The 17,438-nt window shown below is 41.6% G+C and carries 12 protein-coding genes and 4 pseudogenes; 3 read left to right on the top strand and 13 right to left on the bottom strand.

The genetic code is table 11. The features are described from left to right. Positions 1–20 precede the first annotated feature (20 nt). From N4T56_RS07760 to N4T56_RS07730, 7 genes and pseudogenes are all read right to left on the bottom strand, one after another. On the bottom strand, positions 21–713 hold the full coding sequence (locus N4T56_RS07760; protein WP_261732814.1) for an aspartate/glutamate racemase family protein: 693 nt from the start codon (positions 711–713) through the stop codon (positions 21–23). Positions 714–927: 214 nt separating this feature from the next. Further along, positions 928–1,335, bottom strand: a complete 408-nt coding sequence (locus N4T56_RS07755) for a hypothetical protein (RefSeq protein WP_261732813.1) — start codon at positions 1,333–1,335, stop codon at positions 928–930. A gap of 435 nt (positions 1,336–1,770) precedes the next feature. Then, positions 1,771–2,331: a hypothetical protein gene (locus tag N4T56_RS07750; protein ID WP_261732812.1), complete on the bottom strand. Its 561-nt coding sequence runs from the start codon at positions 2,329–2,331 to the stop codon at positions 1,771–1,773. Positions 2,332–2,801: 470 nt separating this feature from the next. Further along, positions 2,802–3,035 carry a hypothetical protein gene (locus N4T56_RS07745; protein WP_261732811.1) on the bottom strand — a complete coding sequence of 78 codons (234 nt, stop codon included), beginning with the start codon at positions 3,033–3,035 and terminating at the stop codon, positions 2,802–2,804. 384 nt (positions 3,036–3,419) lie between these two features. Beyond that, a complete protein-coding gene (locus tag N4T56_RS07740; protein WP_261732810.1) occupies positions 3,420–4,379 on the bottom strand; it encodes a bacteriophage abortive infection AbiH family protein in 960 nt (319 codons plus the stop codon). A 1-nt stretch (position 4,380) separates the two neighbouring features. Then, a complete protein-coding gene (locus tag N4T56_RS07735) occupies positions 4,381–5,349 on the bottom strand; it encodes a PIN domain-containing protein (RefSeq protein ID WP_261732809.1) in 969 nt (322 codons plus the stop codon). Between the two features lie 3 nt (positions 5,350–5,352). After that, positions 5,353–5,553: pseudogene (locus N4T56_RS07730) on the bottom strand (tyrosine-type recombinase/integrase); the annotation flags it as partial. 5 nt (positions 5,554–5,558) lie between these two features. Here N4T56_RS07730 and N4T56_RS07725 point away from each other — a divergent pair. Further along, a pseudogene (locus N4T56_RS07725) lies at positions 5,559–5,789 on the top strand (IS5/IS1182 family transposase); the annotation flags it as partial. Between the two features lie 128 nt (positions 5,790–5,917). Here N4T56_RS07725 and N4T56_RS07720 read toward each other — a convergent pair. From N4T56_RS07720 to zwf, 6 genes and pseudogenes are all read right to left on the bottom strand, one after another. Continuing rightward, entirely contained in the window at positions 5,918–8,164 is a 2,247-nt protein-coding gene (locus tag N4T56_RS07720) for a S41 family peptidase (protein ID WP_261732808.1), read from the bottom strand. A gap of 76 nt (positions 8,165–8,240) precedes the next feature. Beyond that, positions 8,241–8,864 (bottom strand): ATP-binding cassette domain-containing protein, encoded by a 624-nt coding sequence (locus N4T56_RS07715; protein WP_315903023.1) that lies wholly within the window; start codon positions 8,862–8,864, stop codon positions 8,241–8,243. 658 nt (positions 8,865–9,522) lie between these two features. After that, positions 9,523–10,167 carry a bifunctional 4-hydroxy-2-oxoglutarate aldolase/2-dehydro-3-deoxy-phosphogluconate aldolase gene (locus N4T56_RS07710; protein WP_261732807.1) on the bottom strand — a complete coding sequence of 215 codons (645 nt, stop codon included), beginning with the start codon at positions 10,165–10,167 and terminating at the stop codon, positions 9,523–9,525. A 20-nt stretch (positions 10,168–10,187) separates the two neighbouring features. Next, a pseudogene (edd, locus tag N4T56_RS07705) lies at positions 10,188–12,016 on the bottom strand (phosphogluconate dehydratase). Positions 12,017–12,027: 11 nt separating this feature from the next. Next, the gene (gene pgl, locus N4T56_RS07700; protein ID WP_261732806.1) at positions 12,028–12,726 is read right to left on the bottom strand and encodes a 6-phosphogluconolactonase; all 699 of its coding nucleotides are present in this window, start codon (positions 12,724–12,726) and stop codon (positions 12,028–12,030) included. Positions 12,727–12,735: 9 nt separating this feature from the next. Next, positions 12,736–14,205, bottom strand: a complete 1,470-nt coding sequence (gene zwf / locus N4T56_RS07695) for a glucose-6-phosphate dehydrogenase (RefSeq protein WP_261732805.1) — start codon at positions 14,203–14,205, stop codon at positions 12,736–12,738. A gap of 339 nt (positions 14,206–14,544) precedes the next feature. Between zwf and N4T56_RS07690 the strand changes: the two genes are divergently transcribed. Both N4T56_RS07690 and pyk read left to right on the top strand, forming a co-directional pair. Further along, complete coding sequence (locus N4T56_RS07690) at positions 14,545–15,399, top strand: MurR/RpiR family transcriptional regulator (protein ID WP_261732804.1); 855 nt, start codon at positions 14,545–14,547, stop codon at positions 15,397–15,399. A 319-nt stretch (positions 15,400–15,718) separates the two neighbouring features. Further along, positions 15,719–17,158 (top strand): annotated as a pseudogene (gene pyk, locus N4T56_RS07685) (pyruvate kinase). Positions 17,159–17,438 lie beyond the last annotated feature (280 nt).

Here is a 17,438-nt window from a genome sequence, read left to right as displayed (position 1 = left end):
ACCACGCTTAAGGCATTTTTTTAAGTTAACGCCATCAATACCGCGCTGTCAGCATGGATTTGAGTGGTATCAAATAACGGTACATGAGTGTGTTGCTGCTGCACTAGCAAGGCAATTTCGGTACAACCTAAAATCACCGCTTGTGCACCTTGAGCAAAGAGTTTATCGATAATGGCTAAGTAAGCCAGCCTTGATTGCGGGTTAATCTTTCCTAAACATAACTCTTGATATATCACATCATGAATTTTCGTTTGGTCTTCTATATTGGGCACAATCACTTCAATGGGATAATTGTCGCTGATCCTGCGTTTATAGAAGTCTTGCTCCATGGTAAATCGAGTACCTAATAATCCGACTTTAGTAACGCCATCAACAAGGAGAGCATTAGCGGTCGCATCAGCAATATGCAAAATCGGTATTGAGATTTGCGCCTGGATCTTATCTGCCACTTTGTGCATGGTATTGGTACAAATCAGCACAAAATCAGCACCACCGGCTTCAACCGCTACAGCCGCATCAGCTAATATCTTGGCGGTTTCATCCCATAACCCTTGATGTTGCAGAGCTTCAATTTCAGCAAAATCGACGCTGTACAAACATATCTTTGCTGAGTGTAAGCCACCTAACGCAGCATTAACCCCTTTGTTAATCGCCTGATAATAGCTTTGTGTCGACTCCCAACTCATACCGCCAATCATACCAATGGTTTTCATGCTTATTCCTGTGAAATAAGAAGCAATTAAAGTATAAACATTTATAGCAAAAACTCGTTAATGCATCCATTGATCAACGTTACTCTGTAGCGACTAAACTTCAGAGTAACGCTGGCGCAGCAAAGCATTGACTTCAGCTAGCAATTCGATATGTTTTAGCGGCGTCAATCCCAACAGCTATAGTAATCAAGTTTACTATCGAACCATTGGCTCATCAGGATAGATTCAGCCCTTTTAACTTATGACAAATTGTTTGATGACGTTGTTTCAATTGCTCATGATTACTGGCAAAAACATTATGAGCTTTATGTTGAGTATCATGATTAACCTGAGCACCATTATGCCCACCTCGTTCACCCGAGCGTTCATGCTTATTAATTAATTTTTCATGACGTGCAATCTCAATCTCATGAGTCATGATTTCATGCTCATGCGCGAGAATTTGCGCTTCATGCTGGTGAATTTCGGCTTCGATGCTGTGTAGGGTAGCGAGCAACTTGCTGTGCTCAATACGCCAGTTTCTATGGTCAGCTTGCCATTGTTGGTGATCTAAGTGGTCATGTTTATGATCACTATGGTCGAGTTGGTGATCGTTATAATCATGATTGTGTTTGCTATTCATAATGGACTCCTTCTGGATAAAAAGTCTTTAGCAAGTGTCCTATTAATGTCTTACCACCTAACGTTAAGCGTAATGATATAAACTGCACGAATATCAATTACAGTGCAGTTTTGATGGCCTCAGTGACCAAAGGGAACGAATGGAGCGCTTTGTGTTAGATTTCGACCTTTATTACCCACCAAAAACTGGTTGTTTTTTGTTCCCTGCACTACCAATTTCCTCCTAATATGTTTTTGAGTCAATGTAGATCAGGTATTTCTCTTATTTAGTGTTAATGCTAATAATGGAAAACGCTTATAAAAAGATAGAAATGGTGTATGAAGTGGCTTTAGTTAGAGTTGTCTCGATTAAGAATTAATCAGTAATGAATTGTAAATAATGACTTTTAATTTAATCCGACTCAATTTTTTTGATCAAACGATATTATTTAAAAGATTACTCATCTAGGTCAAACTTTTTCCGAATGCGTTTAGCCCATGACGGCCTTTGTATTTTGTAGCTGTATATACTCTCTGGCACAATGATATTCGGGTTTGCTAATACAAGTGCATCAAAAAAAGCACGTCGATCAAATCCACGATAATTTGAATACATTAGTTGCCTATGTTCTCCATTTTTGAGCACTATCAGGTTTGACATAAATTCTTGCCCTGTATGGTTGATTTGTTTTAATTGCGTAATGTCAGAAACCTTGACCTGCCAGCTCACATCCCCAAAGGTGGGGTCAAAATAGGATAAAGTGGTTGGCGTGACACACACCCTAATTTGTTTATTTTCAAACCAAAACCATAATGCTAATCCAAGTAATATCGCTTCAACAACCCAAATGGCGACATCAACAACCTCAAACAGTTGTGCTAGCGCATGGGTATCGTTCGTTAACCTTGGTAGATATTTGTGAGCTGCTACGTATAAAAGGAGTGCCACGACAGCATTTAAAATCAGTAACAATGCTGACGAACGTTGTTTCTTGGTATAAATGAAGTGAGTTGTCATGTTTACCCTTTATGAGAAGCTAGGTTTTACTATTTCTCAACTAAATTTGGTTTTAATTTGAGTGCAAAACAGAAAATACCCACTTTAACAATGAATGCTCGCCTATTGACTAATAGAAGGCTCATATGTGTTATACGTAACTATCTATTTTTAATACGATGAATAAATTTATAAATTGAACTGTAACCAGTTACAGCATAAAACAAAAACAATGAGCCAATTAATATTTGAGAAATATGGCTTAACATTTCTGTTATTCCGCCAAAAATTGGATGAATTAAACTCCATATCCCCATCAATATAAATGTTATACCTAGTAGAGCTCCCAGAAAGCGCATAATTAACTTTTTAGTTACCATAAATTATAGATCCTCCGATGACGTATAAGTGTCCCAACAAGCAGAACGAGGGCATTTAGTGGTTTGTTATAAGCATATAATTAGTGATTACCATCTGATCCAGCACCACTGCTATCTCTTGAATCCTCCGCCAAAATTCGAATGCTTGCAGACTGCTTGATCTTGGCTTTTGTTAAACTGCCACAAAGCAATAGCAGCAAAATATGGGATTAACCAGACAAGAACAATCTGAGCAAATTTTTGCACATTATCCAAGTCCCCTCTTTTAGCTAAGAAGACTGATATGACAAGGCTTAACACAAAGTAAATGGCTAGAGCAAAGTATATGATAAAAAGTAAATCCATCCCGTACTTCCTCGGCTTATTAGAAAAATAATGTCGCCCATGATTTTTAATGGCGTTTGTACTGTTTTCATCAATGCTTATTTTTATAAACGTTCACTGCCCCACGAAATTAAAAAATGGCCTACGACCACTAACGTCGTGGCGCTTCACCCACACCAGACCAAGAGGAAACCAACGGCTGTTCCCTCTTGGATCTCCCAGCCGCCACGTCATTTTCTGCAACGACCTCAAGTTCAGAGTTGAATTTAGGCATTTCAAGCTGAGGCATCTCACTCATTTATGGACAATTTCGAGTTAGAGCTGATGTTCAAAATTCAATCCTTCGCATTAGAAAAAGCAATGTTCGAATCAACCGCAATTGCTAATGATATTTCATTTTATTGCTTAGATCTGTTCCATTCTGACAACTGCAACGTTGGCTATTCCAAATCCTTTCAGAGTGTTACGGTGTACTTCCTCATCATCAGGGTCATAAAATGTCGCAACCCATTTAGCATCAGATCTGACTGATTGCCCCAACTTCAGGAAGTAGGGTAAATCTACTTCAGCTAATGAGTGACCGAGAACATATACTTCATCAATATTGCCGAGCCTTGCAAAAAAGTCTTCATTGTTTTTTATGATCTGATCTGTGCTCTTGAAAGTGGCTAAGAAATACTGATTGATAGAATTCTTACCAAGCTCGAATGAGTAGTCATATTGATCAGATTGATAATCCATCCAACGCTCTAAGTCTTCATCACTCAATCCTGATGGTGGTTCAGCAGGCTTCTCTTTGAAATTTTCAGGATCAACACCATGACCGAGAATTAGCTCATCAACATGTGTATTGGCTTTTCCGTGAATAAATAATATGTTCTCATCGGGGACTGCGTAGTATTGAGAAAGTGTATCTGTGTAGTTGAATGTGAGGTAGATAGCGTCCCTATCAATATTTACTGAACGGCTATGATCAAACATAGGAAACTGCACAGCCAAAATGAACTCTTTGAATGCTTTATACAGTTCAGTGGTTAGAAGGCCCAGTATTCTCTCCATTTCAATTAAAAGCGTGTATCTGTCTCGGTCTTTAAAGTCATCTGAGGAATAGTTTGGCATTGCATCCATGTTTGCTTCTAAAACAGAATATTTATCAAGCAGTGACATACTTGTTTCAAATTCAGACCATAAAGGGTCTGACATTGTTGTTGGACAATCTGGGTCTAAATCAGCAAACCCGTAATAGTTGAGCAATAGTTCATATGTTTCCCTGTAGTTTTTTTTGAGATAAAGTCCAAAAGATGTATAGCTAGTTTCAAGGCCATGATAAACATCAAAGCCATTACCTATTACATATAGCTTCATGTCAGTCACCGTTGATATCTAGTTCTTTGAAGTTAATGACTTCGGAGTCATTATCAGTCAGCTCAAAATATGTATCTTGGAAGTAAAACTCTTCAATGTATGCGTTAGCTTTTAATCCATCTGGATAGGCAAGTGTGAAATGGGCAGTGTATGTTTCTTTATGTTTTACTGTTGACTCATTACTCAAGACGAATACATATTGCTTGTCTTCAGGATCCCAAGGTGAACGATCATAATCTGAGAATCGGTAATCTGCCGTAACAACCACCTCAAATTCTACTTCATATTCTGCACGTTCGGCATCGACATTCTGTAAGTTTTTCTTCTCAACATTCACCGAGTTGATTTCTATAGAATTGATAATATCATCGAAAGGATCTGCGTTTTCATAGTTGAACTCGCCATCTTCGAGAGCTTGCAGGGCATCCGCTTTGATTTGTTCTAGGAGTTGTTCGAATATTTCATCAGCAAATTTGGCTGGTTCTTCGTACGCTTTGTCGCTTCGAACAATCAAGTCAATTAGGTCATCTACGTTTTCAAGATTAATGAAGTTATCTTCTTTCTCACAGAATGATTTCATATCGCCATCGTCACTAACGATATAGACTGGATATCTTCTAGCTAAGCTCACCTGTTTAATAGCTTCTAGCGCAAATGCATCAGGGAATTCGTGCTTTTTTGATTCTTTGCCAAAAGGAGGAAGGTTGTTGAAGTAAGCATCAAATACAACTTGAGGGTTAACAGTGCTTACATCAATTGTTTCGACGTAGCCGTTTTCGACGAAGTCATCAAATTTTTCACTGATAACAACATAAATATCATCACCTTTAACCTTGGTGAAGATGCCATGACAATCAAGGTTGGGGGTGTTTCTTAGGAACATCGCATCTCTTTGCATCTTCTTTATCATAGAAGCTGCTTCTTCAGATTTGGGGCACAGGCTTTTCAGGAGAAAAGCCTGTATCAGCAAGCCTCAGCAGTCTGTTTGCTCTGAGAGCCTCAGAGCGTCTTCCAGTTCCACTCCAAGGTAACGAATAGTGTTATCTAGCTTCGAGTGCCCCAGCAAAATCTGTACCGCTCTGATGTTTTTTGTTTTGGCATAGATCAAGGTTGCTTTAGTACGGCGCATGGAATGAGTGCCATAGTAGTCCGCATTCAATCCAAGTTTTACTGCCAGAGTTGAAGAAGCTCCCACGCAAGAACAAGCTGGCCATCCGTTACGAATACCTGAAGGCCAGTATCCAAGCCAAGGTTGAACATCCATTTAGGATAGTTAAATGTCAGTTTGGTTTCGTCAAAGCCAGGTACAAGGAACTGGTTAAAAACGACAGTCAGCTGGTGATGTTATTCAACTTGGCGAACCTAGTGGGAGTCGACCAATTAATAAGCGCACAGGCGAGATCTACCTAAAATGGGAAAATTGACTTAAAACAGGTCCAAAATCAGCCTCATAGAGACGATTTTTAGCTGAAAATAAGAAAATAGAGCCACAGGACGTCGATAATGATGGCCTTGGGGCTCATGTAGGGAGAATCTGACTACTTAATCGCAGCTTCCCTAGTTCTAATTACCTCAATAGCCTTTTCCACTAACTCATCCCTACCTTCTTTCACTCCTTCTATGGTTTGCTTCACCTCAAAATCAGGAATAATACCTACTCTTTGAGTTTCTCCACCGTCAGGATAATAAACTCCAAGACCGGAAAAAGTCGTCCTTAATAGACCCGGCAGAGCAAAGCTCACAATGTTGCCATCTGCACCTGACGTTTTACTCCCTATTATCGCAGTGTCTCTACCCGCCCTAAATGCCATCGCAGTAAACTCAGCTTGACTTTGCGTGTTTTCATTCACTAAGACAACTAGCTTTCCTTTAAAAGTCACTTCCGACGGTTTAAGAACCGCTACATTACCAACGCCAAACTCACCCGGGTTATTTATGTTTGGATAAGTGAATTTCGCGAATGCTCTTTTATCTTCCACGAAAAATGAACCCAAGCTATACATTGATGGAGTGTTAGGATAATTTCGAATATCAATTATAATGCCTGCCGCATCCTTGAATTGATTTTTTATAGAATCCACATCCTTTTTTTCAATGGTGGCCAACGTAACGTAACCAATATCCCCATCGATAGTTTTATAGCTTTTTTCACCCTTAGGTTTGCGATACAACTGGAAAACGTGCAACTCTTCCTTTTTGAATAATTTTAGCGACGTATTACCCATTAACTTGTCGCGCCTAAAGCTTATATCTATTTTAGCCTTATTCGACCTCAACAAATCAGGAGCAATATCTCTTAGCCTTGAAGCTTCATTTGATGCAGGGTAATAACGCAGCTTATCCCTAACCAACTCTTCCACGGCGACACCATCGATCTCTGTAATAACATCACCTATAGACAGGCCGCTCAGGCGGGACATATCGCTGATATCACGCTTGTTTTCCGTGTAAAAATCCACCACAACAAGCTCACCCTCAACAAACCTTGTGAAAACTGGTGGGTAAAATTCACCTCGCATTTTTTCAACTTCACCGCGACCAGCCCATAAATTAGCATGCGTATCCTTAAGCTCACCCATTAAAGATAGCGCCACTTTTTCATAATCTAACCGATTTTTTGCCCCTAGAAACAATGGAATATATTCAGCGAGAACACTACTCCACTCCTTATCAGTCAAATGCTTATACGGAAAAAAATATTGAACCAAGTTCCAATACCGGTATAAAGCTAATAATCTAAACCCATCATCTGGATACGGCATATTAGAATAAGCTTTTTCATTTGAAAAAATGACCCTCCGCCTGCTGTTTGTGGTTACATAAAAGCTCGCGCCTTGTCTCCGCCCCTCATAAACCGAGTTCAATTTTTTGATTAGTTCTTTTGATAGACCAAATTCATAAAACCATCTATGATCTGGCTTCAGAACAGACTCCTGATTTGTTACTTTACAATCAATACACGGAGTCACCTTACCTAACCGATCGATCCAACCTACCAGACTCTTGTCTCTCTCCTGAACATCCACAACTGAAAGATAATCTGGAAGAAACCTAAACAATTCATAATCCCAGTTATAATCTCCCCCTCCCACATTTGGATGGTGATATTTCAGAAACCCCCACACCCTCCCTAAAAGGTCTAAGTTTATTAGTGTTGCCTCATCCACCCCAGACAAAACCAACATTGAACCAGAATCAAATTCGTCATCCTTATATGCGCGAGGAGTCTCACGTAGTTGAGAACTTGTTAATGGTTTATCGTCTATCAGTATCTGAAGATCATCGAACCAAACTTTCCCATTACCCGATAACACACCACCAACTGTAATCGCAGAGGCATTTTTGAGTTCAACATCCAAACTAATCTCAAAATCCCTCCAATCATTGTCACCGAATAATTTCTGCTCTCGCATATTACTAAAGGCTTGATCAGGGTGAACATTAAGCATCAACCCCACCCATCCATCAGTAATACCCTCAGTTTTTACAGCCCCTCTCAACTTAATGTTTTGCCCCTTCGCTTGGAGCGCCAACCAATAACCAAAGGAGCCAGCGTTAGGTTTACTTCCTTTAAACTCAACCGAAACTGATCGCTGCCCACGTTGAAAAACCTTATCATCAACCGAAAAGCTATACCCAGCCTCCCCTCCAGATACCCTCCACCCACTACTGGGGAACTTATCGTAGGTTTCGAAATCTAGGTCAGGTAAACGAGGCTTAGCCATCCCTCCGAAAGCCGCTAACAAAGAAAGCAACAAAACCATGATACGTATATTTTTTTCCATTTTATTAACTTCCTGAATCCTTTACTTCTTCTTATACTAAAACCATAGTAATCACTTTAAGAGCAGATCAAAAAAACTATATGTTCACCACCCTATCACCAACGGTGCTCAATACACCATTGCTTAACTCGTAAATTGTATCGGCCTTAGAAAGAGTTTCCTGCCTATGGGCGATACACACTCGAGTCATATTTAACCGAGCTACTTGTTCGCTAATGCGACTCTCATTCCCCTTATCGAGGTGGCTTGTCGCCTCATCCATAAAAAGAATACTAGGCTCTCTATAAAGAGCCCTGGCTAACAACACCCTTTGTAACTGGCCACCAGATAAGCAGAACCCCATGTCTCCAACTAAGCTATTATACCCCATAGACATACACTCAATCTCACCATGAATAGCCGCGTAACTAGCTACCTTTTCTACCTTAAGCAAGTTTGGAGAAGTGTCAAAAAACGTAATATTATCTAACACCGAACCTGCAAAAAGCGTGTCGTTCTGAAGCACAGCGGAGATCACCTTCCTATAGTTTTTCAACCCTAATTGAGTGATATCTTTACCATCAAACAATATCTTTCCGGAGGTAGGAGGCATTAGCCCGAGCATAATCTTCATCAATGTAGACTTTCCCGAACCTGAAGGACCTGTTATTGCTATCGACTCTCCAGCGCTCACAGTTAGATTCAGGTTTTTCAACAGCATTGGAGAACCCGCGCCGTATTGAAAAGAAACGTCAATTAGTTCTAGACGACCTTCAGGAGGTCTTGTGGTTTATTCAACTGACTCTGGGGCATAAACGAGTTAGTTGTCTTGATTTTAAAATGTTCAAATTTAACTCTGAACTTGAGGACGTTGAAGAAAATAGCGTGAGTCCTGACATGGATGTCAGGCTAGCTTTCGAGGTACAGGATGTACCATCGGAAGCGTTAGCATTTTCGAATAAGGCCAAAGCTGGCTATAAATGAAGTTAAAAGCTGGATCAAACCACGTCGCGAAATTATCGCTTTTCAGATAATTTTGATGTGGCGGCTGGGAGTTCCAAGAGGGAACAGCCGTTGGTTTCCTCTTGGTCTGGTGTGGACGAAGCGCCACGACGTTAGTGGCCGTAGGCCATGAGTACATAAGTACATAAGTACATAAGTACAAAACGTAAAAACTAACACCTGGATCCCGGCTCAAAAGCATTACCGGGAAGACGATTACACTACCCTGCGTAAGTTAAAACTTACGGCCTTTGCTATGGTGTGGCGAAGCCCCAAGATGTTAGTGACCTCAGGCAACATACTTGCGGCTATATGAAAAAGCCATAAAAAAAACCAGCGATTAGCTGGTTTTTAGAGTGATGTCATTACAGGGTTAATTAAAGGGCGGCTAGCGCGTCTTTACATAACTGTGTAATACGATCCCATTCTTCATTGTCTACTGCATCTGTTGGTGCAATCCAGCTGCCGCCGATACAATCAACATTTGGCAAAGCCAAATAGTCTTTGTAAGTGGCTGGGCTGATGCCACCTGTTGGACAAAAACGAATGTCTGCTAGTGCACCAGAGAATGACTTAAGTGCATTCACGCCGCCTGAAGCTTCAGCAGGGAAAAATTTGAAGTGAGTGTAACCTAACTCCATTCCCACCATGATTTCAGAAATACTGGCAATACCAGGGATTAATGGCACAGTGCCCTTTTTAGCCGCTTTTAATAAATCAACTGTGGCACCTGGAGTAATGATAAACTGCGAACCTGCTGCAACCGCCTGGTTAAGCTGAGCTTCATTTAAAATAGTGCCGGCACCCACAAGGGCTTCAGGCACTTCTTTGGCGATTTTTGCAATGGCTTCGAGTGCACAAGGAGTACGTAAGGTCACTTCTAATACACTGATACCGCCTGCAACCAATGCTTTCGCTAAAGGCACAGCATGTTCTAGTTTGTTAATCACCATAACCGGAACGACTGGGCTACGTTTAAACACATCTTGTGGTTGGAGTGACCAGTTATTAGGCTCAATCATATTACCGACTTCCTTCATTTTTAATATAATTCATCAATCGCATTAGTACTACGAGCACCCGTTTCTGGGCTGCTTAAACTGCGACGAAGTGCGCCAAACAATTCACGGCTCCATGCCATAAGCTGAATGGTGTAAATCAACAACCCCAGCGGTGCGACTAGCTAATACGGTTTCATCAACTAAAAGTGATAACTCACCTGTCGTAGCATCAACACGAATTAAGTCACCGTCTTGCACTTTTGCAATTAAGCCACCGTCTAACGCTTCTGGCGTTAAATGAATGGCAGCGGGTACTTTTCCTGATGCGCCAGACATACGACCGTCGGTAACCAATGCCACTCTGAAACCTTTGTCTTGTAAGGTACCTAAAAATGGCGTGAGTTTATGTAGTTCAGGCATACCATTGGCTTTAGTGCTCTGACCTTTAACCACAACCACGCAATCTCGGTCTAGTGAACCAGATTTAAACAAGGCATCGATTTCGTTTTGATCGTTAATCACAACCGCAGGCGCTTCAATCACTCGGTTACCTGCAGGTACCGCAGACACTTTGATCACAGCGCGTGCCTAAGTTACCTTTAAGTAAGGTTAAACCGCCGTTGCTTTGAAAAGGCGTATCAAGATGGGTTAATACTTCTTTGTCTAACGATTCAGTTACACCGTCAACCCACTTTAACTCGCCATCAATAAAACGCGGCTCTTGGGTGTAACGACGTAAACCGTAACCGGCAACAGTATTAACATCTTCATGGATCAAACCACCATCAAGCAATTCTTTGACCAATAACGCCATACCGCCAGCAGCATGGAAATGGTTAATATCAGCATGACCATTTGGATAAACACGGGCTAATAGTGGTACAGCTGCAGATAGATCAGAGAAATCATCCCAGTTGACGATAATGCCAGCGGCACGGGCAATCGCCACAATGTGCATGGTAAGGTTAGTTGAACCGCCGGTGGCTAATAAAGCTACGATGCCGTTAACCACAGACTTTTCGTTAACGATTTCACCAATTGGGGTATATTGCGTGCCCATTGAGGTTAAACGGCACACTTGCTTAGCCGCCATTTTGCTCAATTCGTCACGTAATGGATCGTCTGGGTTTACAAACGATGAACCCGGTAACTGTAAGCCCATGACTTCTAACATTAATTGGTTAGAGTTTGCCGTGCCATAAAAAGTACAAGTACCAGCACTGTGATAAGACTTAGACTCAGCATCTAATAATGCTGCACGATCTACTTTGCCTTGAGCAAATTGTTGACGTACGCGAGCTTTCTCTTTATTAGGAATACCGGATTTCATTGGATCGGCTGGCACAAACAACATCGGTAAGTGACCAAAGCTCAATGCACCAATCAATAGACCAGGAACGATTTTGTCACAAATGCCTAATAGTAAAGCACCATCAAACATGTTGTGCGACAAACCCACTGCCGTCGACATGGCAATCACTTCACGGCTTAATAAGCTCAGTTCCATGCCCGGTTGACCTTGAGTCACACCGTCACACATTGCCGGAACGCCTGCGGCAACCTGAGCAACACTGCCCACATCAGCACAAGCTTGCTTAAGCATGTTTGGATAGGTTTCATAGGGTTGATGTGCCGATAACATATCGTTAAATGCGGTCACAATGCCGATGTTTGCCTTGGTTAATTGGCGCAGTGAATCTTTTTCAACTGGCTGACAGGCGGCAAAACCATGTGCAAGGTTGCCACAGCTTAATGCGCTACGGTGAACGCCTTGAGCTTTAGCATCGTTTAGCGCAGATAAATAGCTTGATCGCGACTGTTGGCTGCGAGCAATGATTCTATCTGTGACGGCTTGTACTACTGAATGCATGGTAAAACTCCTTACGCGCTATAGAACACATCAACGGGCGTTTTACGCTGCGCTAATACGGCTCTAATGGGCATTTGGGTAACATCATCGTTTTCAAGTGCTTGATGATATACAGTTAATTTTGGCTCTCCGACAAGATGCAAATAAATCTGACGACTATTCAAAATGGCATCTTTAGATAACGTAATCCGAGCATGTGGGGCTGTTGTCGGATTAACAGCAGCACATAAATTTTTAGTGGTCAGTGCATTGTCAAGTTCGGCACTGCACGGAAACCATGAACAAGTGTGGCCGTCAGTCCCCATGCCGAGCACCACCACATCAAACGGGCGTGGAAAGTTAGCCAATGACTCACTGGTCATGTCGCAACCCGCTTCTGGGGTGGCAAACATGTTTTTAAGACCGCGAAACTTGGCACTGGCGGCACGATTTTGTAATAAATGTTCACGAACTAATCTTTCATTTGAGTCTTGTTCATCTGCATTCACCCATCGCTCGTCTGCTAACGTGATATACACATCACTCCAATCAACTAACTTTTGGCTTAACAGATTGAACAACTTTAATGGTGTTGACCCACCCGACACCACTAAGCTGGCTTTACCGCGTGTATCAACAGCATCTTGTAATTGCTGTGCAATTTTGTCGGCTAACTTAGCTTCTAAGTCAGCGGGTGAATCAAACGATTTAAATACAGTTTCTTTGATCATGTCTGCTCCCTACTCGTCCCAAGAACGGCCGTCTTTAGTGATTAACGCTACTGATGCGACAGGTCCCCAAGTACCAGCTGGATAGGGTTTCGGCTTTTCACCGCTTTGTTCCCAAGACTGGATGATCCCGTCAACCCAAGTCCACGCTTGTTCAACTTCGTCACGACGTACGAACAAGGCCTGGTTGCCTAGCATGGCTTCAAGCAGTAAACGTTCGTAAGCATCGGCAATACGTTCACTCTTAAAGGTGTCGGTAAAACTTAAATCCAGTTTGGTGGTTTGCAAGCGTTGCTTTTGCTCAAGACCTGGCACCTTGTTCATCATCTGGATTTCAACCCCTTCATGCGGTTGTAAACGGATGGTTAACTTGTTCGGTGGAAGATTACGATAGCTTGCGCGATACAAATTGTGTGGTGGGTTTTTAAAGTACACCACAATTTCACTGCTCTTGAACGGCATACGCTTACCACTGCGTAAATAGAATGGCACGCCAGCCCAACGCCAGTTATCAATATCAACACGCAATGCCACGAAGGTTTCGGTATTTGAATTAGTGTTCGCGTCGTCTTCTTCTAAATAACCTGGTACAGGTGAGCCTTTTAAAAAGCCTGCGCTGTACTGACCACGGACGGTATTTTCGTACACGTTGTCTTGGTTAATTGGACGCAGAGATTTAAGCACTTTAACTTTTTCGTCACGAATGCTGTCAGCGTCTAGGTTGACTGGCGGATCCATTGCTACAAGCGTTAACACTTGTAATAAATGGTTTTGGATCATGTCGCGCATTTGGCCAGCGCCATCAAAGTAACCCCAACGACCTTCAATACCCACTTCTTCAGCAACGGTAATTTGGACATGATCAATCGTGCGGTTATCCCACTTAGAAGCAAATAACGAGTTAGCAAAACGCAGTGCAATCAAGTTTTGTACTGTTTCTTTACCTAAATAATGGTCAATACGGTAAACCTGGTTTTCGTTAAAGAACTCGGCCACTTGATCGTTGATCACGTGTGACGACTCTAAATCGGTACCGATAGGCTTTTCGAGTACCACACGGGTGTCAGATTGGATCAGGTTTTGCTCGTGTAAACAACGACAAATAGCGCCAAAAATAGAAGGGGGAGTTGCGAAGTAGTTCACCATGACACGTTTACTTGGCTCAAGTAAATCGTGGAAAGCTTTATAGCCTTCTGGTTCGGTAAAGTTGGTGCCGATATAATGACAGCGGCTCAGGAAACGTTCTAGCGTAGTAGGGCAAATTTCATCTTTAACAAACGTCTTTAACGCTTTAGTGACTATGGCGATAAACTCATCATGAGTGAATGCATCTTTCGCAACACCAATGACCTTAGTTTCTTTATCGAGTAACTCTGCTTTGTCTAGCTGATATAAAGAAGGTAATAATTTACGCCTAGCTAAGTCGCCTTTTGTACCGAAAAGTACGAAGTCACAAGCCTTGGCTCCAATTGATTTGCCCATTGCTGAAAGCTCTCCTGATTATGTGTGTGCGCCATGTTCGAATTCGGTCGATGAATAAAAACACACTTTTGTTGTAATATAACAACAGAATCTAATTTTTGCATCTTTAATTTGCAAATTTTGCATCATCAACAACCTAGTCATTCAGGTCTAATATCTGGTATGATTTTCAGCCTATAAAGAGGCCTAGGAACCATTTAACCGTGATCTATGTCTTGAAAAATAACAACAGGATCGTGTAAAAGGTAAAAAAATAACTTAAATCACGAAATTCCTGTAAGTTATGGTATAAAACTTACATTCCCTACTCAACCAGCTACTATAAGCGGATGCTTGCATATGAATACCCTAGAAAAGGTTCAAAAAAGCCTTACCCAATTTAGTAAATCGGAACGAAAAGTTGCCGAAGTCATATTAGCCTCACCGCAGACAGCTATACATTCTAGTATCGCAACCTTAGCCAAAATGGCTGATGTGAGTGAGCCCACCGTTAACCGCTTTTGTCGTCGACTCGATACCAAGGGTTTCCCTGATTTTAAGTTACATTTGGCTCAAAGTCTTGCTAACGGTACACCTTATGTTAGTCGACATGTTGAAGAAGACGACTCACCAGACTCATATACAACAAAAATCTTTGAATCTTCAATGGCATCGCTCGATACCGCTCGCCAAAGCCTTGATACAGCGGCTATCAATAAAGCCGTTGATGTATTGACTCAAGCCAAAACAATTTCGTTTTTTGGTCTTGGGGCTTCTTCTGCTGTGGCTCACGATGCGCAAAACAAATTCTTCCGTTTTAATGTACCAGTGATTTGTTTCGATGATGTGTTAATGCAACGTATGAGCTGTATTAATTGTAATGAAGGTGACGTTGTGGTGCTTATCTCGCACACAGGCCGCACCAAATCATTAATTGAAATCGCCCGTATTGCCCGTGAAAATGGCGCTGCGGTGATTGGTATTACCGCTCGTAACTCGCCATTATCACTTGAGTGTACACTACCTGTCACCATGGAAGTACCTGAGGACACCGACATGTACTTACCCATGGCATCACGTTTAGCACAGTTAGTGACAATTGATGTCTTAGCAACAGGCTTTACATTACGCCGTAGTCCTCGTTTTCGTGACAACCTAAAACGCGTAAAAGAAGTGCTAAAAGAATCACGTATCAACAAAGATTTGACCATTTAAGCGCTAAAAGTACGTAAAAGCTGTTAAATTATTACACTTAGACGGTGTATTTGATCTCCACATTTAACCGCAAAAAATCAGTTTAAAAATCAATGAAAGCCTGCTGGATAACCCCAGCAGGCTTTTTTTATTGTAGAAATCACTTATCTGTCACATAAATTACACACTAAAAAACGTCTTTTTGTTTGTAACTTTACTACATTAATTAAGAATGTCTGTTAATATATATGCATCATTTAAGTACTAAGATTACTAAGCTACTTTAATAACCAAATTCTATTTAACAAAAATCTTTCTTTTCATTTTAACGGAGTATCTCATGTTCCGCAGAACTAAAATCGTTACAACACTTGAAGCCAGCAACTGACCGCGATGATAATTTACGTAAAATTATCGCAGCAGGAGCTAACGTTGTTAGACTTAACTTCTCACATGGTTCACCAGAAGATCATTTAAAACGTGCTACAGATGCACGTAACATCGCGAAAGAATTGGGTAAGCATGTGGCCATTTTAGGTGACTTACAAGTACTCTAAAATTCGTGTTTCTACGTTTAAAGATAACAAAAAAATCATGCTTAACTTAGGTGATGCATTCATCCTAGACGCTGAACTAGCGAAAGGTGAAGGCGATGAAAACCAAGTGGGTATTGATTACAAGCAATTACCCGATGATGTGGTGATTGGTGATATTTTGATGCTTGATGATGGTCGTGTTCAATTACGTGTAGAGCGTGTTGAAGGCCGTAAAGTGTTTACCACTGTTACTGTTGCGCCCTTTGTCTAATAACAAAGGTATCAACAAAAAAGGCGGTGGCTTAACCGCTCCTGCGTTAACAGAAAAAGACATGGCAGACATTAAAACGGCTGCAATGATTGATGTTGATTACCTAGCAGTATCATTCCCACGTACAGGTGCTGATTTAGACCTTGCACGTAAGCTGGCTGTAGAAGCAGGTAGCAACGCATTAATCGTCGCTAAAGTTGAACGTGCTGAAGCCGTTGAAACAGACGAAGCGATGGATGATGTGATTAAAGCATCTGACGTTGTGATGGTTGCCCGTGGTGACTTAGGTGTTGAAATTGGTGATGCTGCCCTAGTTGCAGTACAAAAGCGTTTAATTCAACGTTCACGCCAGTTAAACAAAGCAGTGATCACTGCGACCCAAATGATGGAGTCAATGATCACAAACCCAATGCCAACTCGTGCTGAAGTCATGGACGTGGCTAACGCTGTGTTAGACGGTACTGACGCAGTGATGTTGTCTGCAGAAACGGCGGCCGGTGACTTCCCTGAAGAAACCGTACTGGCGATGGCTAACGTATGTTTAGGTGCCGAATCACACCCAAGTGTGAAAGTGTCTAAACACCGTATGGATCAAAGCTTCTCTTCTGTTGAAGAAACCATAGCGTTATCAACTATGTATGCCGCTAACCACTTAGCTGGCGTAAAAGCGATTATCTCGTTAACTGAATCTGGCGCGACAGCTAAATTAATGTCACGCATCAGCTCAAGCTTACCGATTTTTGCACTGTCACGTCACCAAAAGACTTTAGCCAGCATGGCGCTTTACCGCGGTGTACAACCTATTAAGTTTGACTCAACAGCATATCCAGCTGATGAGTTAGCGAAAGAAGCACTAAACTGCATGGTTGAAGCGGGTTACTTAGCCAGCGGCGACATGGTACTGATGACGAAAGGCGACGCGATGGAAACCATCGGCGGTACCAACACTTGTAAAGTACTTGTTGTAGCTTAATAAGCAAATTACGAGCCACACAAAGCATTTACTCGCGAGCTTGTGGGTCGAAAAACAAAGCCAACCTTGCGGTTGGCTTTTTTATTGCCCTAAATTAATTTACGTTAGCTTCTGTCGTATTCCTGCAATCATAACCAAGCGGTTTATCAATGCCGTCAACTTGCGTTGCTCATTGGGCAATATCTGTCACTTGATTCATCGCCATCGCCTAATAAACATGACGAATAATCACTACAGTGAAGAATATAAACCATTAATAAAACTTTAATGCTGTGTTTTA

The organism is Shewanella phaeophyticola, assembly GCF_025398315.1.
Taxonomy (GTDB): Bacteria; Pseudomonadota; Gammaproteobacteria; order Enterobacterales; family Shewanellaceae; genus Shewanella; species Shewanella phaeophyticola.
Note: the sequence above shows the minus strand (reverse complement) of the source record. Positions and strands in the feature narration are given on the sequence as shown.